Origin of the sequence: Epilithonimonas arachidiradicis (genome assembly GCF_003610695.1) — a bacterium.
GTDB lineage: Bacteria > Bacteroidota > Bacteroidia > Flavobacteriales > Weeksellaceae > Epilithonimonas > Epilithonimonas arachidiradicis.
Genome location: NZ_RAQH01000001.1, coordinates 52116 through 75961, shown reverse-complemented (window position 1 = coordinate 75961; position 23846 = coordinate 52116). Strand labels below are relative to the sequence as shown.

The following is a 23846-nucleotide window of genomic DNA, read 5'->3' as shown; positions in this document are numbered from 1 at the left end:
TATTATTTCTTGTTGAAGTCTCCTGCAAATACAGACGTCAGCTTATCTTCGCTGATATACTTTCTAAGAACGTCATTTACTTGGTTAACTTTAAGTGCAGAAACTTTTGTTTCCAAAGCATCATACTCGTCCAAAGATTGTCCGTACTGAAGCTGAGAATTAACTAATCCCATCAATGTATTATCATTACCTAAACCTGTTTTTCTGGAGTTGAGCCAAGATGTCAAGTTAGATTTGAATTCCTCTTCTGTGAAACCGTCTTTTACTGCTTTGTTAACTTCTTCTTTCAAAGCCTTGTTAACGGCGTCTTTCTTAGTCGGGTTAAAGAACGCATACCAGCCCCAAGATGCCACATTGTTATCGATCGGGATGTTGACATAAGATCCTGCACCGTAGCTGATCCCTTCTTTTTCACGAAGTCTTGTCGGGATTCTTGCAGTCAAGAAACCGCCACTGCCTAACATTTCGTTAGCCATAACAAAAGCCGGGTAATCCGGAGATTTTCTGTCCATAGAGAAACTGATTTTTCCTACCGCAGCACCGTTTTCTTTATCCGGAGTCAGGTATTCTTTATCTTGTTTCTTAGTGGCAAAAAGTTCTGGTTTGATGTACTCGTAATTAGACTTAGAATTCCATTTTCCAAAAGTCGATTCTAGTAAACCGGAAACTTCTTTGCCATCTACATCACCAATCACAGAACCAACTCCGTTGTTACTTCCTAAGATTTTGTTATAGAAATCTACCAATTGATCTCTCTTCACTTTTTTGTTATTCTCGATTTGCTCTTTGGTAGAAGCTGTGTAATAGATACTTTCTTTCGGATAGTTTTCAGTAATTTTCTGGATCTCGTTGAATGCAATAGATTGAGGATCATTTAAAGAACCTTCCAGGTAAGTATTGTATTCGTTAACTGTTTTAGCCAATTCAGCTTCCGGGAAAGTAGATTCTGTTAAGATCTCTTTGATTAATCCCATTACTTTTGGTAAACTCTCTTTATAAGTACTGAAGTTAACGAACAAAGTTTGCCCGTTGAATCCAAAGTTAACATTAGATTTCCATTGATCCAGCATATCCTGGATTTGTTCTTTGGTATGAGTCTTAGTTCCTGTTTTAAGGACCTGAGCCATTAGAGAGCCAACATCAGATTTACCATTAAGGTCTTTTGCATTACTTACCGGGAAGCGGAAGCTACCAAGAACTTTTCCACCTTTGATGTCTTTCTTGATTAGGCCGTACTTCATTCCGTTGCTCAGTTTACCTTCTGTCAAATTAGCTTTCAGGTTTTTGATGCTGGCTTCGAATGGTGCTGCTTCTTTTTCAAGCGCTTTACCTTTGTAGTTATCCGTTAATGAAGCGATCTGTTCATTGGAATATTCTATATTCTTAACTCTTACTTCATCTTTTGTCGGGATGAAAATACCTACAGTTCTGTTGTTAACTTTGAAATATTTATCAGCAACTCTCTGGATATCCGCCAATGTTAATTTCTCTACATTATCACGGTATAGCATTCCTAATTTATAATTTCCGGCTCCAACAATCTCAGTAAGGTTGATCGCCATACCAATGGTATTGTTCTTAATATTTTCTATCTGCTTAAGAATTTTCGCTTTAGCTCTTGCAACATCCTGGTCTGTATATTTTATAGTTGCAATTTTATCTAACTCTGCACGGAAATCATTTTCGGTCGCTTTGATGTCTTTATCAGCAGGAACTTCTAAACCGAAGTACATAAAACTCGCATCTCTTACCAATGGCTGATAAGCATATACCGAAGCTGCTTTATGAGAATCAATCATTGCTTTATAAAGGTATCCGGATGGATCTGCTGTTAAAATCTCTTGTAACGCATCCAGCGCAGCGTAATCTTTATCTGCGTAAGGTGCTGTGTGATAGAGTGCTCCGACAACTTTACTATCTCCAGAACGTTTTAGTTCTACAAATCTTTCACCATCCTGAGCTGGCTCAACAGTATAAGGTGCTTCAATGACTCTTCCAGGCTTTGGAATTGTTGAGAAATATTGAGAAATATATTCTAAAGCTTTTTTCTCATCAAATTTACCTGCTACAATCAGAGTTGCATTGTCCGGCTGATAATATTTTTCATAGAATTTTCTAAGGGTAGATGCTTTCACACGCTCGATATCTTCCTTGCTTCCAATGGTACTATTTCCGTAGTTGTGCCATAGATAAGCTGTAGAAACGATACGCTCCATCAAAACGCCACTCGGGCTGTTTTCTCCAATTTCGAATTCATTTCTTACAACAGAAAATTCTTTATCCAAATCAGATTGAAGAATCGTTGCGTTAACCATTCTGTCTGCTTCCATTTCCAGGAACCACTTTAAGTTCTCATCATTAGAAGGAAAAACTTCATAATAATTGGTTCTGTCATACCAGGTTGTCCCGTTGGCATTTCCACCTTTATCAGACAACATTTTTTTGATGTCTCCTAATTTTTTTGTGCTTTTGAACAACATATGCTCCAGCAAGTGAGCCATACCTTTTTCTCCATAACCTTCGTGCTTGGAACCAACATTATAAACGATGTTGACCACAGCATTACTTTGAGAAGGATCTGAGATCAATAGAACCTTCATTCCGTTACTTAAGGAATATTCTTTGATTCCCTCTGTATTACTAATAAACTTTGGTGTCTCGGCTTTTTGCGCAAATACAGGCGTATGAACACCTGCGTAGAACACGACTGCCGCAGTCAGTAAAAAATTCTTCATGTTCGATTGTTAATTTTTTTAGTTTCTAAATTTAATAACTTTCAATTAAAATATAATTTGTGCTTCCACATTTATGAAAATCTTAACGTAATTTTGCAGATATGTCAGTTGAAAAAGTTATTTTGGGTATCGATCCTGGAACAAGTATTATGGGATTCGGGATTATTTCTGTGAAAGGGAACAAAATGGAGTTGGTCGCTATCCACGAGCTGATTCTGAAAAAATACGAGAATCACGAGACAAAACTTAAAGTGATTTTTGATAAAACCTTAGCTTTGATTGATGAATATCATCCTGATGAAACTGCTTTGGAAGCGCCTTTCTTCGGTAAGAATGTCCAGAGTATGCTAAAGCTGGGAAGAGCTCAAGGTGTTGCTATGGCTGCAAGTCTCCATAGAAATATTCCCATCATCGAGTATTCTCCCAAGAAAATCAAAATGGCAATCACAGGTAACGGAAATGCCAGCAAAGAACAAGTCGCAGGAATGCTCCAGAACCTTTTGAAACTGAAAGAATTCCCTACAAAATATCTTGATGCGTCTGATGGCTTGGCAGTTGCCGTTTGTCATCATTTCAACTCTGGAAGTCTATCGACAGATAAGTCTTACTCTGGCTGGGATAGTTTTCTGAAACAAAATCCTGATAGGATTAAATAGTTGCGGGTTGATTGTTGATGGATTTTTATCAGGCTGAGGCTCTAGAAGCCTTTTTATTAAATATTTTGCCTTTTTTCTTGTCTCTTCTCACTTGATTCTTGTCTCCTGATTCTCTATCTTTGGATCAATGAATGACTCGCTTTTTGAAATCGTAGAACATACCAACAGAAGCATTTTCCTCACAGGAAAAGCCGGTACCGGAAAGACTACATTTCTGAATGATTTTGTAAAAAAAACCAAGAAAAAACACATTGTTGTAGCGCCAACCGGGATTGCTGCCATCAACGCTGGTGGCGTAACTATCCATTCTATGTTCGGTTTGCCGCTCAGAACTTTTCTCCCGACAACGGAAAGAATTGACCAGAATCTGGCGAACAATATTGCGGATCTGATGCCGCATTTCAAATACCGAAAAGACAAACTCAAACTTCTCCGCGAAATCGAAATTATCATTATTGATGAAGCATCGATGTTGCGAGCAGATGTTCTGGATATGATGGATTTTGCGTTGAGACATGTGCGCAGAAATCAGCAGAGATTCGGTGGTGTGCAGATGTTGCTTATTGGCGATCTTTATCAGTTACCGCCTGTGGTAAGGGATGAATATATTTTGTCAATGTATTATTCTTCGCCGTTTTTCTTTCACGCCAAAGCTTTGGAAGGAAGTAATTTCATCACGCTGGAATTGACCAAAGTTTACCGGCAAACTGATGAACATTTTCTGGAGATCCTCAACGCCATCCGAGACGGAATAACAGAAGATATCGACTTCGACGCTTTGAACGAAAGATATCAGCCCGATTTCGATCCGAAAGATGAAGCCTACGTTTATCTGTGTTCGCACAACAAAATGGCAGATGACATCAACCAGAAGAAACTGAAAGAATTGGGCGGAAAGCTTCATTCCTATGCCGCCGATGTTGTAGGCGATTTCAAGGAAACACAATATCCGAATGATGAGGTTTTGGAATTGAAAGTCGGTGCGCAGATTATGTTTATCCGAAATGATACTTCGCCTGACAAAAAATATTACAACGGAAAACTTGCTCAGATTTCTTATCTCGATGAAGATGAAATCTCGGTAATTCTAGATGGAAGTGAAGAAGAAATCACGCTAAAAGCAGAGACTTGGGAACAGAAAAAATATTCTTTGGATGATGAAAAGAACATCAAGGAAGAAGTTTTGGGGAGTTTCAAACAGTTTCCGATTCGCTTAGCTTGGGCGGTTACGATTCATAAAAGCCAAGGTTTGACATTTGACAGATTGATTATTGATGCGGGCAAAAGTTTCGCTTCCGGACAGGTTTATGTGGCGCTTTCGCGTTGCCGAACTTTGGAAGGAATTGTCCTTAAATCCAAAATCACGCCCGAAGTTATTTTCTCTGATAAACGAGTTTCGAAATTCCAAGATGAGACGCACGCTAATTCTAAAATTGAGGAAATCCTTAATGCTGAAAAATACGATTACAGCATCCAAAAAGTCATTAGAAGGATTGATTGTGTTTGGTTTCAGTCTGCTCTGGAAAACTGGATGGTTATCAGCCGAAGCAGTAAGTTCATTGACAAAGAAAAAGCCGATTATTTCTATCATTGTTTGAAAGCTGATATCGAAAATTATATTACTATTTTCCAAAAATTTGAGAGAATCTTACTTCAGAAAACTCAGAAATTCTTGCAAGGCGAGGAAGAATGGGCTGAGATTGAAGTCAAAGCCAAAGGTGCCGTTAATTTCTTTTTCTCCAATGTGAATGAGAAAATATTTTCTCCGCTTAAGGACTTTTATTCCGAAACGAAAGGCGTAAAAGGTTTGAAAGCCTTCAACGAAGATTTTCGTGTTTGGCTGGATGATATCGAAGATTATCTTAAGGATTTGAAAGAGGTTTATCTTTTGGAAATGCCATTATTTGATAAAGAAAAAGATGTTGAAGTTTCTATGGCCATCAAGAAAGTTCCGACGCACGTTTTGACTTACCAATTATTCCAAAATGGAAAAACAGTCGCTGAGATTGCGAAAGAAAGAGGTTTGGTGAATTCGACTATTTTCGGTCATCTGTCAAAATATGCTGAACAAAGTTTACTGGACAGAAGTGACCTTTTAAGAATTTATCCGAAAAATAAAGTTGAAGCTTTCGAAAAACAATTCAAGGCTGATCCAAAAGAGAATATCAATGATTGGAAGTCTGTCTTGCCTTCGGATTTTGATTATGGTGAGATCCGATTGATTTGGAATTACTTTTTGAATTTGAAGAAGTAGTTTTAAACGCAAAGGCGACAAAGTTTTTTTAAATATTGAACAAAAAAGTCGCAAAGTAAAATTTGCGACTTTCATATTATTAAAAAAATTCAAATTAATTAATCAATTCAAATCTTGCATATTCTGCGATTTTCTTTGGCAATTTGATTCCGTCTGGTGTTTGGTTATTTTCCAAAAGAGCAGCCATAATTCTTGGCAAAGCCATTGCAGAACCGTTCAGTGTATGAACCAACTGAGTTTTTCCATCTCCTTTGTAACGGCATTTCAAACGAGTTGCCTGGAACGTTTCAAAATTGGAAACAGAACTTACTTCCAACCATTTTTCCTGCGCCGCACTCCAAACCTCGAAGTCGTAAGTCATTGCAGATGCAAAACCTGTGTCACCACCGCAAAGTCTTAATATTCTGTAAGGCAACTCCAAATCTTCCAAAATAGATTTTACGTGCTCTACCATTTCTTCCAAAACAGCATAAGAATTTTCAGGCTTCTCGATTCTTACAATCTCCACTTTTTCAAATTGGTGAAGTCTGTTCAAACCTCTTACGTGCGCACCATAACTTCCCGCTTCTCTTCTATAACACTGAGAAAAAGCGGTATTCTTGATTGGCAAATCTTTCTCGTCAATAATTACATCTCTGTAGATATTGGTCACTGGAACTTCCGCTGTTGGAATCAAGTACAAATCGTCTGCACCAACGTAGTACATTTGTCCTTCTTTATCAGGCAATTGTCCAGTTCCGTAGCCAGACGCTTCGTTCACAACGTGTGGAACGTTCACTTCCTGATAACCTGCATCGGTATTTTTGTCCAAGAAATATTGAACCAAAGCTCTCTGCAAACGTGCACCTTTCCCGAAATAAACAGGGAAACCGGCTCCAGCTACTTTCACGCCCAATTCAAAATCAATCAAGTTATATTTCTTAGCCAGTTCCCAATGTGGGATTGCACCTTCTCCAAGACCTTCTACCGTTGTAGATTCGTAAACAACCTCGTTGTCATCAGCAGAAACGCCGGCAACTACTTTTTCGTACGGAATGTTTGGGATTTGATAAAGAATATTGAGAAGTGTTTTCTCAGCTTCATTCAACTCATTTTGTAATTCTTTGCTGGACTCTTTGTATTGCGACGTTTGGGATTTAGCAGCTTCAGCTTCCTCTTTTTTTCCGTCTTTCATCAGAATTCCGATTTCTTTGGAGATTCTGTTCATTTCGGAAAGTTGTGAGTCTAGCTCAAACTGTAGCCTTTTTCTTTCGTCGTCAGCATTGATTGCTGCATCGACCAAGTCTAATTCCTTGAAGTTTCTTTTCTTCAAGCCTTCCAAAACGCGCTCTTTGTTCTTGCGCAAAAAATTAACCTGTAACATTTTTGTTGGGTGTTAGGTGTTTGATGTCAGGTTTCAGCAAGACTTCCTGCGTCCGGCTTCCATCATCTGACAGAACTTGTGCAAATTTAAGAATTTTATTTCACGATTGTGACAATGTTTGGCCCTGCCTGGGTTTTTGTGAACTTCAACTCATTGTCATACCAAAGTTTTGACAGTTGAAATAAAGAAGGTGTCCATTTGTATTCAATTTCAATGATGTCATCATCATTTACAGTTTGTGAATTTACTGTTTTAGAATATCTGATTATAAATCTGGATCTGTAGGTTTTAAGTTCCGGACTGATAGAATCTTTTAATTGTCTAATTGCTCCTGCCGCATAATCCATATAGACGACTGTATCGGCATCTTTTAGAAAAGTTTGTCCCGAAATAGGTTTGTTAGCTGTCGTTTCATCCAGTTGATCCAATAATGCAACGGAAGAATACGAACCCGGTATTTTGGAATTCAGTAAGTCCTGACCAGCAGCGTCCTTCACATACAATTTCAAAACCTGATCTATAACCTGGATATCATCTTCGTCTCCTCTACAAGAGAAAAGAAGAACTATTGCCGAGAAAATTATGGATATTTTCAGTTTCATCTTTGCAAAGATAGAATACTTTCAGGATAATTTTCGAATGTAAGAAAAGAATCCTGTCATTAATAAAAAACCTGTTGTCAATAATGTTATTGACTGTGCTATAGCCATCCCAGCAACACCATATTTTGGAACTAATAAAATTGATAAACTTACTAATACAATTAGTGCTAGGATAGAGACTATCGTATTGTATGCCATTTTTCCAACAGCTGAAAGCAGGTTACCATATAGATTTCTCATCAACATATTTAGTAAAAATGCTGATGTAAGAATTATAAATGCTGATTCTATCCCTCTATATTTTTCACCAAAAAACAATACGATTATATAGTCTTTCAGAATGTAAAACGCAACAAAAATCGTTAGGCAAAGAGGAATAAAAATTTTGTAATAATTTGAAATATAATTTTTGAGAAAAAATTTATCCTTATGATGTTTGGCCAATTCGGGAAAATCACTTTGCATAAAAGTTAATGCAATAAATGTCAAATTCGAAGGAAGTAAAATTGCCGTTTTGTAACCTGCAACAGCAGACTCATTGAGTAAAAATCCAATCAATATAATATCCAAAGAAAATAACATATCACTTAACACTGCTGTCCCAGCTGTAAAAAGTCCATATGTCCATATTTCTTTTTTAGAAAAAGTGATAATACATCTTTTGGAGAAATTCATACCCTTAAACCAAAACAAAGAAATGAAAGGCATGATAGTCATAGCAATGATGTAACCTAAGATTCCCCAGAAATAAATGAAAATAATAATAAAGATCAAGCCCGAGATATTTACAATATTATTTAGTCTGGAAAACTCTCTGTTTTTTCCATTGATCCTTAATTGAGATTGAATATGATTATAAAAAAAATAACCTATCAACCGTATGGAAAAAGCTATAAAAAGCCAAATTATTTTCTGAAATGTATCCAAATAAAATACGGATAAAATCACAAACAGGACACTCAGAATAATTTGATATAAAAACCCTTGTCTTAGAAGATATGATGATAACATTGTCTTTTCCTCTTCTGTCTGGGCAATAGATCCATATCTGAGAAGAATCTGCTGGCTTCCGAATCCGCTAAAGGCTAAGAAAACAGCGAAAAAAGATGTTACAATGCTAATCAGCCCAAAATCGTTTTCGGATAACAGTCGAATAATTGCAACTGAGCTTATGAAACCGCAAATTTTAGCAATCAGCAACGAGCCAAAAACAAAATGGCCTTTGTTTTTTAAAAAATTTCTTAGAAAAACGGATAGATTTTCCACTAATTGAAAAATAATTTAAAAATAGCTAAAATGTTAATAGCCTGGCTTTTATGATAAAAATTATTGTCGGAAAATAAAATTTCCACATCGTTCTTTAATTCCATATAATTTTCTAATCGCCAGATGTTTTCTTGAAAATAATTCTGGTAATAATTCTGGATATCTTTAGAATTATTATAATAAAACTCATATGGATACATACTCGTTTTATCTGTTCGTTTCAATATTTTGGTATTCCAGATCTTTGAAAGCCTTTTTTTTACCTGCGGGCCAATCATACTTTTCCATTGTGCATCGGGCTTCATCCCTGTTTTTTCCCAAATATAATCCGCCGCATTCGGCATACATTGATTTAACCATTGGAGATAGAGCTTCTGATGGATTTTCCATTTTTCTGGTAGACTTATAGCAAATGCAAGCATTTTTTTTGACATAAAAGGTGACGTTTGATAAGCATATTGCTGGATCACCTGTGCACCTAGAACCGTTCTATTATAAGCAACATTTCTGAGATAAAATAATTCTTCCGATTCATACTGTTGTCTGATTTTATTAAAGTCACTTTGTACTTTTGGGAGAAATGTTCTGTTCACCACAATTTTGAATTCACCAGGCTTTTGTCTGTAGGGCACGGTATTGAACCCACCTAAAATCCCATCACCAATAGAGCCGCTGTGAACAATTTTAAAATCTTTGTTTTTCAGATTCTCAAAAGCATATTGGACATGAATACCTCCTGTAAAAAGTCCACAACCTTCTGACAATTCTGTAAGTTTGTCAATATAAGCCAGGTAATCACCTCTATCTAAAGGCTGAAAGGTATAGGGGATTTTATAATCTTTTGCGATTTGCCTGGAAATGGTTTCATCAAGATAGCCTGATTGTGAAAAGCAAAAAGCTTCATCCGGCTTTTCATTTAATTTTTCGGCATAAAGCAAAGCCATTCTGCTATCTAAACCTCCACTGAGGAGCGTAAAATGTTTAGAATTCAGTTCATTGTCTTTTTGATATTCCCACAGAACATTTTCTGAAAAAATTGAATTCAACTCCTGAATTGCATTTTTTTTGTTTTCTTTAAAATATTCTGTTTTCTCTAGATCAAAATATTTCTTTTCAACAACCGATTGATTTTTAAGTTCAATTTCAAGGTAATAGCCATCTAATATTTTGAAAACTTGATTTATCGGGCTTTGATTCTCCAACATATTTCCAAAAGTCAAAAGACTATATATATTGTCAATATTGGGACTGATAGAAAAATTCTTTCTTTTTGCAGACTGACTTAATCGAACCAAATGCGTGTCGATCAGTATTTGATTTTGCTGTTTGGTATAGAAAACACGTTGAGTAGAAGTTGGATTTGTAAACACAAATACTTTTTCGTCCAGCTTATTCCAGACATAACCTCTGAACTCGCCGTCCAAATCTTGTATTGCCAAAATATCTTTGTCTCGATACAGATTCGAAAAGAAAGTTGAGAAATCCGAATAATATGAAGTACCCAAAAGCTGTTTTTTATTTAAAATCACACCTTCTATAACCATTTGAAAATTTTCATTATCAATCACTATCGAATCATAATCTTGTACAAAAAACACATCTGTCTTGACCTTTTTTTCAGAAATAAAAAGTTGAAATCCTTGATTCATATCTTTATAGCTTCATATATACCGGAAAACTGTCTGCAAATACTCTCTTTCGAAAAATTATCGACAACAAACTCCCTTAGAACATTAGGATTCTCAAATGTCGTTTTAGATTCTAGAAAATCCTTCATCGACTGGTAAAGCTGTTCTTCATTGGCCTTTTCTATCAGAATGCCTAATCCCGGCTTTATGAATTCTGGAACGCCGCCAACATTGGTAGCAATTACCGGTTTCCCACAAGCATACGATTCTAGGATGACACAGCCTTGCGTTTCGTTATCACTGAACAAAATAAAACAGTCAGACTCTTGCATTTTCTCTGCAACTTCTGCATAACTGATCTCGTCAAAAACCTGAATGTAATTTTCTGCATTCAATTTTTTAATGAGCTTTCTAAGCGTTTCCGTATCACCGTCTCCTCCAATTTCCAGTGCAACATCATACCCGCTTAGTTTTAGCTTAACAACGGTTTCGATGATTTTGTCAGGCCTTTTTCTTGGAATGAGACTGGACACGTGAAGAAATTTTGTGGTTGATTTTTTTGGTTGATTTTTTATTTTAAAGACTTCCGTATTAACCACATTAGAAATAATCTTCATTGGTGTTTCAATTCCTAAGTTTTTCAAACTGTCAGCAAGATTTTCACTCACCGGCAAAACATAGGAGGCCTGATTGCCAATAAACTTCGCAATTTTCTTAACTTTTGAGGACGTGTTACGAGCATTTATTTTCTGCAATGCCGTCCAATGTTCAGTAACGACAAATGGAATTTTAAATTTTTTCTTCAAATAAACCGCAAACAGCATATTGTTATGAAGCACGTTGGCGTGAACCAAATCCGGTTTTTGCATTTTAGCAAATCCCATTTTGTATGCTTTCATTCTTCTTATGAAATTCTGAACGGGATTATTTGAATTTTTATAATAAATAATCAGAGTCCGGATACCGTTAATTATCTTATCATCAAATACAAAAGTCTCTTTTTGATTAAAATATCCGATTGTATGCAAAATTTCGACTTCATGAGATAATGCAACAGCTTCAGCATGACGCTGGACAAAATTCCCGTTGGTGGGCTCGAGTTTATTCGGAAACCAGGAAGAGATGAAAAGTATTTTCAAAATTAAGTTTTGAAATTAATTGTAACTGAAATTAAGAAATTGACGAAGCCCAACTTCTTGCAAATGGCTGTAAAAAATGACTGAGAAAATCCAGGTAAGTGTTTTTTGAAAAATCAAAAACCTCGATATCCTTTGACAATTCACCGCTTCTGATTTTGCTTTTGAAGTCTGACAATTTGAGGGTTTTCACTTCACCATTTTCAACATAGCTCGCTTTCATCCTGTCGAATAATCCAAGATCAAATTCTGCGTCCAATTCCCTCATTACTTTTCCAAGAGCATCGATACTGCAACCCGATGCCGCTTCTTTCTCTTCATCAACGCAGATAATGATAAATTGATTTTTTTCGATTTTGAAAGATGATGACAAAGCTTTGCCGTGAGCTGCCCAATCGCCTAAAAAATCATATAATTTCTCAGCGATTGTTTTGCTTTCTTTCGCTGTAAAAGGTCTTGATGCAGGGTATATAATAACGCGGTAATCGTTGGTTTCTACAATGCTGGATTCTTCGATTTTCATAAGAAGCTATTTATTGTTCTTGATTTGTCTCTTGAAATCGCTACTGGGGATTTCATTTAAAGATATAAAATTACGGATTTTTTATCTAACTACATTTAAAATGAAAAACCTCAGAAACTCTGAGGTTTTTTAATAATATTTTTATCCGAATTTATAAATCTTCTGCTTCTGCCAAAAGCTCCACGATATCTTTAACTTCTACTTCTGTATTTTTGTTAAAATGTTTGACGCCATCTGTCATCATCGTATTACAGAAAGGACATCCTGTCGCAATCACTTTAGGCTCAAATGAAAGTGCCTCTTCTGTTCTTTCGATATTAATATCTTTATTTCCTTTTTCCGGTTCTTTGAACATCTGTGCACCACCGGCTCCACAACATAATCCGTTGGTCTTGCAACGTTTCATCTCTACCAATTCTGCATCCAGTTTTTCCAAAAGCATTCTTGGTGCTTCATATTCATCATTCCCTCTTCCCAAATAACAAGGATCGTGAAACGTGATTTTTTTTCCTTTGAAACTTCCGCCTTCGATTTTAAGTCTACCTTCATTCATCAAATCTTTAAGAAATTGAGTATGATGTAAAACCTGATAATTTCCGCCAAGACTTGGATATTCGTTTTTCAGAGTATTGAAGCAATGCGGACAGGCTGTAACGATTTTTTTGACTTCGTAAGCATTCAGAACTTCGATATTGGTCAAAGCCATCATCTGGAAAACAAATTCGTTTCCGGCACGTTTTGCAGGGTCGCCTGTGCAAGATTCTTCCTGACCAAGAACAGCAAATTCAACTCCGATTTTGTTGAGAAGTTTACAGAAAGCTTTGGTTATTTTTTTTGCACGATCATCGAAACTTCCGGCGCAACCTACCCAAAAGAGAACTTCCGGTGACTTGCCTTCCGCAGCGTAATCTGCCATTGTTTTTATAGTGAAATCCATTTGTTGTAAATGTATTTTGAATTAATGTAAAATGCCTTGCTATTTCAAGATTAATCGTTAGCCCAATTCAATCTGTCAGCCTGATTATATTGCCAAGGCGCAGCATTGTTTTCTACATTGGTCATCATCAGATTTAATTCTTGTGGCGCTGCAGACTGTTCCATTACAAGGAATCTTCTCATGTCGAAAATGATAGACAAAGGATCAATCAAAACCGGACAGGCTTCTACACAAGCATTGCACGTTGTACAAGCCCAAAGTTCCTCCTTGGTAATGTAATCGTTCAGTAATTTTTTACCATCATCAACAAACTTACCTCCGTTTTTATTAAGGTTTCTTCCGACTTCTTCCAGACGATCTCTGGTTTTCATCATAATCAATCTCGGGGACAATTTTTTGCCAGTGATGTTAGCCGGACAGACCGAAGTACAGCGTCCACATTCCGTACAGGAATAAGCGCTCAAAAGCTGATGTTGATTCAGGTCAAAAATGTCTTCTGCCCCGAATTTTGAAGGAACTTCAGCCTCGCCTTCTGCAGGAGCTGCGTAAGGATCTGCATTCGGATCCATCATCAGCTTGATCTCTTTAGTTACAGAATCCAGATTAGTGAATTTCCCTTTTTTCTCAAGATTAGCAAACCAAGTATTCGGAAAAGCAAAAATAATGTGAAGATGCTTAGAATAATAAAGGTAATTCATAAAGAACAATATCCCGACAAAGTGAAACCACCAGGCAGATTTCTCAATAATATGAAGTGTTTCTAAACTAAGATTTTCAAAGAACGGAAACAGATGTTTTGAGATTGGAAAGTTACTTGCGAAACGAGTAGAATCTGCATAATAATCAGCGCCATTCATTGTGAAGAAAGCAACCATCAAAGCAAACTCGATGATCAAAATCCAGTTGGCATCATTCTTTGGCCAACCGAACAATTCCTTCATCGTCAATCTTTTAACGCCGTAAAAATTTCTTCTGATAAAAAATACGACAACTGCAAAAACAACTAAAGCAGCTAATACCTCTAAAAATCCTGTGAAGAATGTATAAAAAGAATTCCCCAAGACACCTTGTAAAAACCGGTGTGTTCCAAAAATACCGTCAATGATAATTTCTAATAATTCGATATTGATAATGACGAAGCCGACATAAACAAAAATGTGCAAAATCCCTGCAATAGGACGTTTTACCATTTTGCTCTGCCCAAGTGCTACTCTGGTCATTATAGCCCAGCGTTCCGCTTTTCTGTCGGTTCGGTCAATTTCTCTTCCGAGTTTTATATTGCGATATAATTCTTTCAGGCTTTTAGCAAACAAGCCGAAACCTGCAATCAATAAAATCAGAAATATTACATTGTCAATATATTGCATAAATTACTTTTTATCTGCGTTTTTACCAAAAACCGAGAAGTTTACGTATCTCTTAGGATTAGCCTTGAAGTCCTCAACCAGTTCATTCAGATTTTTAGAAGTCTTTTCAAGATTGTTGTAAAGCTCCTCATCTTTCGCCAATTTACCAAGAGAACCTTCACCGTTTTGTATGCCGGAAATAACGTTATTCAGTTTACCTGCAGTCTGGTTGAATTGATCAATTGTACCGTTTAGTTTATCAATATCAACTCGTTCCGCAACCGAACCATATTTTTCAAGTGTTTTGTTGGCAGTCTGCATCGTAGCATTGGCGTTGGCAACCACTTCGTGCAGGCCTTTTTCGTTGCTTGCCAAGATTGAACTCGTTCTATCCGAAGTCGCTTTGAAAGATTCGATAGTTCTGTTAAGATTCGATAACAACAATTTGATTTCTCTCCTGTTCTGTTCATCAACAATTTTGTTGGTACTTGCCAGAGTCGAGTCTAATTTTAATAAGACACCAGAAAGCTGATCCTTAACAGGCTTTACTTGGGACGATAATGAGTTGAGCATTGATAACTGGTAGTTTCCCTTCAGCGTGTCCCCATCCTTCGCAATTGCGCCGCCATAAGATAGATTAATCCTCATTTCTTTTCCTGACATCAATCCTGGTTCAAAGATCTCAACTGTTGACTGATTGGAAAACTGGAATGTATTATCGATTGTCAATTTAACTACGAAATGTAATCTCCCGTCTTTGGCTGTTATTGGTTTGATCTCGTCTACTTGTCCTACTTTCAGACCGTTGATAGAAATAGGGTTGGATACAGCAAGTCCTTCTACATTATCATATTTTGCATAAAATACGTTATCTGTTGTGAAGAGATTTTTCCCTTTCATAAACTGATATAATATCACGAAAGCAATAATGGCAAAAATTGCGATCAGTCCTGCTTTTAATTCTTTACTTAACTTCACGTTTTTGTTGGTTTTACTAATTAGCAAATATAAGAATATTGGATTTATAATTGATATAAATAAAAAACAACAAAAGCGACAATTATGCCGCTTTTGAATATTTTATATTATGTTAAATTATTGTTGAGCTGTTTTGTCCCAAACATCAATTCTATAATCTTTGATCTTCGCATTATCCTGAAGACTCTTCAAGAATGCGCCTGTGAACTGCTGAGAATTCTGTTGCGTGATAGACTCTGTAATCTGCTTGATATCTCCAGGCAATTTATTGGTTTTAACCGATTTTTTAACCACTAGATAAACACCTGTCATACCTTCAACCGGTTGAGACATTTTGTTTGTTGCAACACCGAATGCAGCTCCTGCAACTCTTGGCTCCATCGCACCGTTTACAGACGGATTGAACATATTAACATCTGCATTGCCTTTGGTTGTTCCGAAAGCTTTTGCAGCCTGATCAAGTGATGTATATTTTCCAGCGTTGATTTTTTCAATAATTTTCTTCGCAAGAACTTTATTTTTCACGATTGGCTCGATCTGATCTCTTACAGTTTCAGGATCTGCAAGACCTTCATCTTGTTTTCCGACTAAGTAAGCTACAACTCTGTCACCTGTTCCTTCTACTGTAAAGATATCGGTGTCGCCAATTTCTCTTTTCTTGTCAAAAGCCCAAGCGATGATATCTGCATCTTTATCCGTGTTAAGTCCAGGAAGTGCACCCTGGAAACGGCCGACAGTTTTAGGATTATCGAATCTGTATTTGTTCTTTTCTGCTAAATTCTTGAATTGATTAAAGCTTTTCCCCTCAGATTGCTGAATAAATCTTGTAGCTTGTGTCAAAACTTGGTTTTCTGTTTTGTCAGATGCTTTCACATTCTTAGCAAGGTGAGCAATTTTATAAGTCATAGAACCAGACTTCTTATCTTCTACATTGATGATATGATAACCAAAAGATGTTTCAGCAAGACCAGTTGTTCCTTTAGGATTGTCTGCTAAAAATTTAAGATATCCTGGTGCGAATGGCGAAGTTGGTGTTGTCCAACCCACGCTACCGTTTCTCTCCACCGCATTCGGTTCGTCAGACAATTTCAAGCCTTCAGCAAATTTTGCCGGATCAGCCTTGATTACGGCCAACAAACTGTCCGCTGTTTTCTTAGCAGCTTCTTTTGTTCTTGTTGCAGTAGAGCGCTCAGCTCCTTTGTAAGCAATCAAAATATGTTTTGACTGTGTAGAGTCAGATGCTTTTTTATCTAATAATTTTGAAACTACATATAGATTCTGCTCTTTGTATGGTCCAAAAGTTTGTCCGATAGTTGCTGTTGCAATTTTATCTTTCAATTCTGCAGGCAATTGCGTTGGACTTACATACTGAGGAATGAATGGCACATCAGAATTCAATTCCACGAACATAGAATCGTTCTTTGTATTCTGGAAGTTTTCAGTTCCGTTGGAAGCATCAGTTCCTTTAAGGTATAGCTTATTCAACTCGTTCAAAGTTGCAGCATCATCTTGCGCACTTGGTGTTGCCGGGAAATAAGCATAAGCGATATTTCTGCTTGCAGTAGCTTTGAATCTTGTTGGGTGTTGTTTGATATAATCTGCCAGATCTTGAGTCGTCACTTTTACATCATTCTTTTTAGAGAACTCTAAGTAGTCAACTTTTACAAAATCGATGTTTGCCATATCATCACGGAACTTGATCATCAGTTCCGCTTCTTTTTTGCTGGCAGTGATCCCTGATGTCAGGTTGCCAAACAGCATTCTGGCCATCATTCTGTACTCGATAGCTTTTTTATTTTTTAACCAAAAAGAATAATTTTCAGGATTCATAGACTGAGCCTTTTCGATCTCACTCTTGATATCTTTCAGTTTAAAATTACCTTTTTCATCAAAATATTGCTGATTCTGAGCGAAAATAGGATCATACTGCAACTGACTCCAGAATACCTCATCCGTCAATTTAAGCCCCATTTTTTCAAACTGTTGCTTGATTAATTTTGATTGAACAAGAATCTGCCAAGCCTGCTCTTCAAGACCTTTTGTCTGTTGTCCTTGTTGCTGAGCCTGTTGCTGCATAATGAATAGCTGGTCATTGAATTCGTCTCTTGTAATTTCTTCACCGTTAACCTTGCCAAGAATATTCGGGTTTTTACCAAAAACCTTGTCTATTGTATCAGGATTAACCAAGAAAGCCAAAAGTGCTAATGCAATAACGCCTACTAACAGCCACGACCTTTTTCTAATTTCGCCTAAAATTGCCATCTTTATATTAAGTGTTTATAATCAGTCTGCGAAAATACATATTTTTAACAGAATAGGAAAAATAATTTCGAAACATTTGTGAATGTGAGATATAAAATAAGAAAAACCTCTAAAATCTAGAGGTTTTTCAGTTACTTGTCATTTTTTTTATCGAGCATTTTATCCCGCATTTTTCCTTCTGTCTGGAACAGTTTGAGAACCTGCTGTGGCGTCAGAAACTTTAAGAATTTATCAGCATAAGCTCTTCTGTTATTCAGCAATTGCTGTCCCACATCAAAACTTTGGTTCAGCCGTCTTGTAGCCTCTTCGTTAGACAGATTTTCAATATTATTGTCCATGAAGAATTTTTCCTTTATCTGCTTTTGATTGTTCTGATATTCCGCATACAAACTCTTGAATTCATCTTGCTTCTCTGCAGCAATATCAATATCATCAATTACGATATCCTCTTTCATTTTTTGGAGGAACGCTGAACGTTCTTTAACGGACATCCCGCTGACAGCTTCTCTCTTCTCCTTCATATTCATTGATTTCCACTCAGAAGTTCTGGGAATGGTCTGCTGCTGTCGCATTGCAGTTCCTGACGGAGAAAAAGATGAAGTAGAACCGCTCCTCAAGGGCGTACTTCCGGTTGATCTTTGCGAAGTATTTCCTGATCTTCTTTCCTGTCCTTTTGCTGAATGTGCCGAAAATAATCCTGCGATCAAAATAGTCAATAACAATTTTTTCATTTCTCTCTATTTTTTGTTATTAATTATAAAGGTCAAGATAAACATCTTGCTCACTATTTCTGTCCAGATCTTTCAGTTGATCCGGTGTAAAAGCGGCTAAGACTTTTTCCACTTCCGATTCTGATTTTATTTTAGATTCTACAGCGTAATCCTGTCTGTCGATATTATTAACCTCAGCTGTAGAATTAATTTTTGTTTTAGGATGAGAGGATGCAATAGATCCGTTATGTTTTACCTTCCCGGAATGAGCCTCCTGTGTTGCTGCATCATTCGCAACTTGATCAGAAGAACCAGGCAATGCACGTTGATCCAATTTATATGTTGTATCAACAATAGCTGTTTGAGTCGCAATTGTATCAACTTTATTATTTTCGTTAAGTCCGAAAAAAGCCGTAATACCAGCAATCAAAACAACTGCAGCGGCAGCCATCCATTTAAAATTCAGAGAGAAAACTTTTGCTTCTTTCTGAACAACAGGAGTTTTCTCACCAATCGTTTTCGAAATCACTTGATCCTGAAGCGCTTTGAAAAACTCATCCGAAGGTTCCGGATACGGTGTTTTTCTGTTCAGTTTTTCTATATCAATTTTCATTTGCTCTTATTTTATTTTTTATCAAACATTTCATCATCATTCTCTTATTATTTTAAAACTCTTCCGAGTAATTATCCTTTATATATTGCTCCACCTTATCTTTGGCGTAATGATAATTGGTCTTCAAAGTTCCGACGGACATATCCAATATCTTCGAAATCTCCTCGTAAGGCAAATCATCATAATACCGCATATTAAAAACCAACTTCTGTTTCTCCGGCAAAGTCTGTATGGCCTGTTGCAACAAAATCTGGATTTCTTCTCCATCTTTCCCAGCAGTATCAGCGACTAGATTCTGCATATAATATTCTGCATCTTCATCTGTCTTTTTCATCCGGTTCATTTTGTTGAGTTGCTGCAAAGCTTCATTAGTTGCAATCCTGTAAAGCCAAGTGTACAATTTGCTGTCACTCTTGAACTGATGAATGTTCTGATACGCCTTGATAAAAGTATCCTGTAAAACATCTTGAGCTTGGTCGTGATCCACAATCAAACGTCTGATATGCCAATAAAGGCGACTCTGATAGATATCCATCATCGCGCGCAAACCTTTCTCTACAGTTTGAGGTGCAGTTAAAAGCTTTACAATGTCCTCATCCTTGAGCTTCATTCAGATGTTTCGTTGTTTTGATTAAAAAATAAGACCAAAGTTAAATTATTTTTTCAATTTTCTCTGAAAACCTCTATCCAAAATCGAGCCTTCCTTATTAATAAGGCATAATAAATCATCAAATTCTTATCTTTGTTAGATGCAAACAATAATTATCGGTTCGGGAAACGTAGCTTATCATCTTGTGAAAGCTTTTAAGCAAAATAATATTGAAATTCATCAGATATTTGGCAGAAATAAAGCTGAATTATTAAAAATTTCGACTGAATTCAACATTCCTTTTTCAACTAATCAATTGGAAGATGCAGAACTTTATATTATTGCCGTTTCCGATTCTGCCGTGGAAAATGTTTCTGAATTAATTAAAAACGAAAATGCTTTAGTTGCTCATACTTCCGGTTCGCTTCCTATGGAAATCCTGAAAGGTAATTATAGGAAGGCAAGTTTTTATCCATTACAGACTTTTTCTAAAACCAAAAATCTTGATTATTCCAAAATTCCTTTTTTCATTGAGGCTGAAAATCAGATTGACGAAAAATCATTATTCGAATTGGCTTCGATTATTTCCGAAAATGTTGAAACTTCGGATTACGAAAGAAGAAAATACATCCATTTGACAGCCGTTTTTGCCTGCAACTTTGTGAATCATCTTTTTGCAAGAGCGAAGGAAATTTCGGATTCTCAGGATTTAGATTTCAATTATTTCATTCCTTTGATTGATGAAACTGTTGAGAAAATTCATCACTTAGAGCCCAAATCTGCGCAAACCGGACCAGCCGTAAGAGGTGACGAAAGAGTACTGAAGCTTCACGAAGAATTAATTACTGATGAAGAACATTTGAAGATTTATCAATTGATGAATGAATCCATAAAAAAAATGTATCAATAATTCTGTAACATTTTTCAGAATCCTGCACTAATTAGTCAGAAACAAGAAAATAAAAAATATGAAATCTCTCAAAAAATTAGTCATTCTTCCTTTGCTGTTACTAGGATTAGTGGTTTCCGCACAAGAAACAGCCAACCGTTTCTTCTATGAACTGACATATAAACCAAAAAAGGATTCCGCAAGATTGGATAAAGTAATGACGACACTTGACATTGCTAAAGACAAATCGATTTATCAGGATTTTACTTTGCCTGCGCAAGATTCTATCATCAAATCTGCAGTTGAAGAAATGGAAAAAACAAAGACTTTCAAGGATATGTCCAAAATGATAAGATGGCCAAAGTTCTCCTATAAAATCTACAAGAATTATCCTGCAATGACAGAAATGTATGTTGACAGAATCAACCGAAATCTTTTTGCCTACGAGGAAAGTCTAAAATTTGATTGGAAAATACTGACTGACAAAGAAAAAATTGGAACTTATAACACCCAAAAAGCTACAACTGAGTTTGGAGGAAGAAAATGGACTGCTTGGTTCTCAACTGATATTCCTTTCCAAGATGGACCTTACAAATTCTACGGATTGCCGGGATTAATTGTGAAGATTGAAGACGATGAAAAAAATTACTCTTGGTTATTATCTGGTAACAAATCGGTGAAAGACTGGAAAGAATTCACTTACGCAGAAGAAGTTAATGCAAAATACGGGATGAGCAATGAGAAGAAAACGATTGCTAAAGATAAATTCGAAAAAGCTTATGCTGCCTTCAAACAAGATCCGATGGCAGAAGTAAGAACTCAGGTTCCACAAAATATGCTTTCTATGAAAATGCCGGGAAGCGACCTTACTATTGGTGAAATGCTGAAGAATCAAGAAAAAATGCTAAACGATTTCTTCAAATCTACAGACAACCCGATAGAAGTTCCACAGGTTACAGAGAAAAAGAAAAAATAAACATAAAGCCGGAAATTAGTTTCCGGTTTTTTTATGACAAACATCTTATTTAGATTTATTTGAAATAAGCTACCTTTGTAGTCCAAAAATTTTAGTCTTGCAAACAAAACACATCGATAAACTCTGTTGTTTTCCGAAAAACAAAATCGGGAAAATTCTTGGTTATGATAATGAAAACCTTCAGATGCCAACCAAAATCATCGAAATGGGATTGCTTCCGGGAACCATTTTCAGAGTTCTTTATCAGGCTCCTTTCAATGGACCTCTTTATATAGAATACGGTTCGGATAAAACCAGAATTGCCCTGAGAGAAGCAGAAGCAAGATTTATTCAGGTAGAAGTTTCGGAGTAATGCAGGACAAAAAGCAAAAACAAATTCTTTTGGTAGGAAATCCCAATGTCGGGAAATCCACACTTTTCAATATCCTTTGTAACAGAAAACAAAAGACTGGAAACTATGCTGGTGTTACGGTTGCCAGCCATTCCGGAAATTATATTTACAAAAACGAGGAAATCGAAGTTATCGATTTACCCGGTTCTTACAGCATCTATCCAACTTCTGAGGACGAAGCTATTTTTTCTCGTTATCTGATTCAGGAAGATTATTCCGGTGTTGTTTACATTGCTGATGCTATCAATATGAGAAGAAGTTTGCTTCTTTTTCAGCAGATTCAGGATTTGGGAATTCCGGCGATTTTGGTAGTGAATCAAGTGGATGAAGCCGAAAAACGAGGAATAAAAATCGATATTTCTAAGCTTTCACAGATTCTGAGTATTCCGGTTTTTGAAACCAACGCTAAAAATAATATTGGAATAGAATCGGTTCGTGAGGCGGTTTTTAATAATGAATTCAAAATTGCGGAGACCAATTCTTTTGAAATTCCACCAGAACAAAAATCTTTGGTTTATAAGATTTCTTCTAATACTTCTGAAAAGAATCTTTACAAAATCTGGACACTTTTAGCAGCAGATACTTATCTCGGAAAAATTGAAAATATCCACGAGATGATCACTCAGGAAGATACCAAATGCAGTGTTCCAAAAAGATTACAAATCACAGAAACGGTAAGACGTTATCAGAATATTGATAAAATTACTTCTGAAATCACGGAGAAAAAACCTCAGTTAAAAGAGTTATTAACTGAAAAATTGGATAAAGTTTTGGTTCACAAATTTTGGGGTTACGTTGTTTTCTTATTAATCCTATTATTGATTTTCCAAAGCGTTTTCTTCTTAGCAGAATATCCAATGACTTGGATAGAAGATTTCTTCACTTGGTTATCAGAATTTTCAGGAGAGCATCTTCTGGAAGGACCAATCAATTCTTTAGTGTCCAGCGGAATCATTCCGGGAATTGGTGGGATTTTGGTTTTTGCGCCTCAAATTGGAATTCTTTTGTATTTCCTTTATCTTTTGGAAGATTCGGGATATATGGCGAGAGTTGTTTTCCTGATGGATAGAATGCTAAGACCTTTCGGTCTCAATGGAAAAAGTATCGTTCCCTTGGTTTCCGGAACTGCTTGTGCAATTCCGGCGATTATGTCCACCAGAAATATCGAAAACGTCAAAGAAAGATTGATTACAATTCTTGTAACGCCTTTTATGACGTGTTCTGCGAGGCTTCCTATTTACAGTATTATTATCGGATTGATTATTCCTGACGAAAGTTTTTATGGCATCAAGTACAGAGCAATCGCCTTGATGATAATGTATCTGATAGGTTTTTTGATGGCTTTGTTATCATCTTTTATCCTGAAAAGTTTTATCAAAACGAAAATCAAAAGTTTCTTGGTAATGGATCTACCAACTTACAAAATGCCTTTGTTCGGATATGATTTCAAATTGGTTTTGGGTAAAGTTTGGGAATTCATTTCGGGAGCCGGAAAAGTAATTTTCACAGTCAGTATTATTCTTTGGGCTTTGAGTTATTTTGGTCCGCCACAACATAAAAACGAAGTTTTAGCAACAGATTCTTCATTGGACCATTCTTATCTTGGAAGAATCGGAAGAACGATGGAGCCTGCGATTGCTCCGCTTGGTTATGATTGGAAAATGGGAATTGGAATCCTGACAAGTTTTGCAGCAAGAGAGGTTTTCGTTGGTACATTATCTACCCTTTACAGTCTGGATGATGAAGCACCTGAAGGAAAACTGATCGAGAAAATGAGACTAGACGTTCATCCAAACGGCGAAAAAGTTTTCAGCTTTGCAACAGGCGTTTCGATTTTGATTTTCTATGCATTTGCGATGCAATGCATTTCGACAATTGCCGTAGTTTATAGAGAAACAAGAAGCTTGAAGTGGACAATGTTACAAACTGTTTCAATGACCTTTTTGGCATACTTTTCGGCTTTGATTGTTTATCAGATTTTAAAGTAATTTT

At 36.4% G+C, this 23846-nt stretch carries 20 protein-coding genes; 6 read left to right on the top strand and 14 right to left on the bottom strand.

Annotated features, from left to right (window positions below):
* Positions 1 to 2: 2 nt before the first annotated feature.
* Positions 3 to 2735 (bottom strand): M16 family metallopeptidase, encoded by a 2733-nt coding sequence (locus BXY58_RS00370; protein WP_120211829.1) that lies wholly within the window; start codon positions 2733 to 2735, stop codon positions 3 to 5.
* 101 nt (positions 2736 to 2836) lie between these two features.
* Between BXY58_RS00370 and ruvC the strand changes: the two genes are divergently transcribed.
* Both ruvC and BXY58_RS00360 read left to right on the top strand, forming a co-directional pair.
* A complete protein-coding gene (gene ruvC / locus BXY58_RS00365; RefSeq protein WP_120211828.1) occupies positions 2837 to 3391 on the top strand; it encodes a crossover junction endodeoxyribonuclease RuvC in 555 nt (184 codons plus the stop codon).
* Positions 3392 to 3518: 127 nt separating this feature from the next.
* Entirely contained in the window at positions 3519 to 5645 is a 2127-nt protein-coding gene (locus BXY58_RS00360; RefSeq protein ID WP_120211827.1) for a helix-turn-helix domain-containing protein, read from the top strand.
* 94 nt (positions 5646 to 5739) lie between these two features.
* Here BXY58_RS00360 and serS read toward each other — a convergent pair whose 3' ends face one another.
* The 13 genes from serS to BXY58_RS00295 form a co-directional block, all read right to left on the bottom strand.
* A complete protein-coding gene (gene serS, locus BXY58_RS00355; RefSeq protein WP_120211826.1) occupies positions 5740 to 7008 on the bottom strand; it encodes a serine--tRNA ligase in 1269 nt (422 codons plus the stop codon).
* A 95-nt stretch (positions 7009 to 7103) separates the two neighbouring features.
* Positions 7104 to 7610: a hypothetical protein gene (locus BXY58_RS00350; RefSeq protein ID WP_120211825.1), complete on the bottom strand. Its 507-nt coding sequence runs from the start codon at positions 7608 to 7610 to the stop codon at positions 7104 to 7106.
* Positions 7611 to 7631: 21 nt separating this feature from the next.
* Positions 7632 to 8876, bottom strand: a complete 1245-nt coding sequence (locus BXY58_RS00345) for an oligosaccharide flippase family protein (protein WP_170144170.1) — start codon at positions 8874 to 8876, stop codon at positions 7632 to 7634.
* On the bottom strand, positions 8876 to 10525 hold the full coding sequence (locus BXY58_RS00340; RefSeq protein WP_120211823.1) for an asparagine synthase-related protein: 1650 nt from the start codon (positions 10523 to 10525) through the stop codon (positions 8876 to 8878). The genes BXY58_RS00345 and BXY58_RS00340 overlap by 1 nt, the downstream gene beginning before the upstream one ends.
* Positions 10522 to 11643, bottom strand: coding sequence for a glycosyltransferase (locus BXY58_RS00335; RefSeq protein ID WP_120211822.1), 1122 nt, complete (start codon positions 11641 to 11643; stop codon positions 10522 to 10524). The genes BXY58_RS00340 and BXY58_RS00335 overlap by 4 nt, the downstream gene beginning before the upstream one ends.
* A 31-nt stretch (positions 11644 to 11674) precedes the next feature.
* A complete protein-coding gene (locus tag BXY58_RS00330) occupies positions 11675 to 12163 on the bottom strand; it encodes a hypothetical protein (RefSeq protein ID WP_120211821.1) in 489 nt (162 codons plus the stop codon).
* A 151-nt stretch (positions 12164 to 12314) separates the two neighbouring features.
* Complete coding sequence (locus BXY58_RS00325) at positions 12315 to 13100, bottom strand: (Fe-S)-binding protein (RefSeq protein WP_120211820.1); 786 nt, start codon at positions 13098 to 13100, stop codon at positions 12315 to 12317.
* A gap of 50 nt (positions 13101 to 13150) precedes the next feature.
* Complete coding sequence (locus BXY58_RS00320; protein WP_120211819.1) at positions 13151 to 14467, bottom strand: 4Fe-4S dicluster domain-containing protein; 1317 nt, start codon at positions 14465 to 14467, stop codon at positions 13151 to 13153.
* A gap of 3 nt (positions 14468 to 14470) precedes the next feature.
* On the bottom strand, positions 14471 to 15424 hold the full coding sequence (locus tag BXY58_RS00315; protein ID WP_120211818.1) for an MlaD family protein: 954 nt from the start codon (positions 15422 to 15424) through the stop codon (positions 14471 to 14473).
* Positions 15425 to 15541: 117 nt separating this feature from the next.
* Complete coding sequence (locus tag BXY58_RS00310) at positions 15542 to 17686, bottom strand: peptidylprolyl isomerase (RefSeq protein ID WP_120211817.1); 2145 nt, start codon at positions 17684 to 17686, stop codon at positions 15542 to 15544.
* A 131-nt stretch (positions 17687 to 17817) separates the two neighbouring features.
* Positions 17818 to 18417, bottom strand: a complete 600-nt coding sequence (locus BXY58_RS00305; protein ID WP_120211816.1) for a hypothetical protein — start codon at positions 18415 to 18417, stop codon at positions 17818 to 17820.
* 19 nt (positions 18418 to 18436) lie between these two features.
* Positions 18437 to 19009: a hypothetical protein gene (locus BXY58_RS00300; RefSeq protein WP_120211815.1), complete on the bottom strand. Its 573-nt coding sequence runs from the start codon at positions 19007 to 19009 to the stop codon at positions 18437 to 18439.
* Between the two features lie 52 nt (positions 19010 to 19061).
* On the bottom strand, positions 19062 to 19619 hold the full coding sequence (locus tag BXY58_RS00295; RefSeq protein WP_120211814.1) for an RNA polymerase sigma factor: 558 nt from the start codon (positions 19617 to 19619) through the stop codon (positions 19062 to 19064).
* A 139-nt stretch (positions 19620 to 19758) separates the two neighbouring features.
* Here BXY58_RS00295 and BXY58_RS00290 point away from each other — a divergent pair, with 139 nt between their 5' ends.
* The 4 genes from BXY58_RS00290 to feoB all read left to right on the top strand — a co-directional run bounded on the left by BXY58_RS00290 (position 19759) and on the right by feoB (position 23842).
* Positions 19759 to 20508: a Rossmann-like and DUF2520 domain-containing protein gene (locus BXY58_RS00290; protein WP_120211813.1), complete on the top strand. Its 750-nt coding sequence runs from the start codon at positions 19759 to 19761 to the stop codon at positions 20506 to 20508.
* Between the two features lie 58 nt (positions 20509 to 20566).
* Positions 20567 to 21463: a GLPGLI family protein gene (locus BXY58_RS00285; RefSeq protein WP_120211812.1), complete on the top strand. Its 897-nt coding sequence runs from the start codon at positions 20567 to 20569 to the stop codon at positions 21461 to 21463.
* Between the two features lie 97 nt (positions 21464 to 21560).
* Entirely contained in the window at positions 21561 to 21815 is a 255-nt protein-coding gene (locus tag BXY58_RS00280; RefSeq protein WP_120211811.1) for a FeoA family protein, read from the top strand.
* The gene (gene feoB, locus BXY58_RS00275) at positions 21815 to 23842 is read left to right on the top strand and encodes a ferrous iron transport protein B (protein WP_120211810.1); all 2028 of its coding nucleotides are present in this window, start codon (positions 21815 to 21817) and stop codon (positions 23840 to 23842) included. Before BXY58_RS00280 ends, feoB begins: the two co-directional genes overlap by 1 nt.
* Positions 23843 to 23846: the final 4 nt, after the last annotated feature.

Coding starts and splice junctions, on each gene's coding strand:
- BXY58_RS00295 (WP_120211814.1), bottom strand. CDS start 19,619: ATGAAGCTCAAGGATGAGGACATTGTAAAGCTTTTAACTGCACCTCAA.
- feoB (WP_120211810.1), top strand. CDS start 21,815: ATGCAGGACAAAAAGCAAAAACAAATTCTTTTGGTAGGAAATCCCAAT.
- BXY58_RS00320 (WP_120211819.1), bottom strand. CDS start 14,467: ATGCAATATATTGACAATGTAATATTTCTGATTTTATTGATTGCAGGT.
- BXY58_RS00305 (WP_120211816.1), bottom strand. CDS start 18,417: ATGAAAAAATTGTTATTGACTATTTTGATCGCAGGATTATTTTCGGCA.
- serS (WP_120211826.1), bottom strand. CDS start 7,008: ATGTTACAGGTTAATTTTTTGCGCAAGAACAAAGAGCGCGTTTTGGAA.
- BXY58_RS00360 (WP_120211827.1), top strand. CDS start 3,519: ATGAATGACTCGCTTTTTGAAATCGTAGAACATACCAACAGAAGCATT.
- BXY58_RS00350 (WP_120211825.1), bottom strand. CDS start 7,610: ATGAAACTGAAAATATCCATAATTTTCTCGGCAATAGTTCTTCTTTTC.
- BXY58_RS00290 (WP_120211813.1), top strand. CDS start 19,759: ATGCAAACAATAATTATCGGTTCGGGAAACGTAGCTTATCATCTTGTG.
- BXY58_RS00310 (WP_120211817.1), bottom strand. CDS start 17,686: ATGGCAATTTTAGGCGAAATTAGAAAAAGGTCGTGGCTGTTAGTAGGC.
- BXY58_RS00330 (WP_120211821.1), bottom strand. CDS start 12,163: ATGAAAATCGAAGAATCCAGCATTGTAGAAACCAACGATTACCGCGTT.
- BXY58_RS00370 (WP_120211829.1), bottom strand. CDS start 2,735: ATGAAGAATTTTTTACTGACTGCGGCAGTCGTGTTCTACGCAGGTGTT.
- BXY58_RS00300 (WP_120211815.1), bottom strand. CDS start 19,009: ATGAAAATTGATATAGAAAAACTGAACAGAAAAACACCGTATCCGGAA.
- BXY58_RS00285 (WP_120211812.1), top strand. CDS start 20,567: ATGAAATCTCTCAAAAAATTAGTCATTCTTCCTTTGCTGTTACTAGGA.
- BXY58_RS00340 (WP_120211823.1), bottom strand. CDS start 10,525: ATGAATCAAGGATTTCAACTTTTTATTTCTGAAAAAAAGGTCAAGACA.
- ruvC (WP_120211828.1), top strand. CDS start 2,837: ATGTCAGTTGAAAAAGTTATTTTGGGTATCGATCCTGGAACAAGTATT.
- BXY58_RS00325 (WP_120211820.1), bottom strand. CDS start 13,100: ATGGATTTCACTATAAAAACAATGGCAGATTACGCTGCGGAAGGCAAG.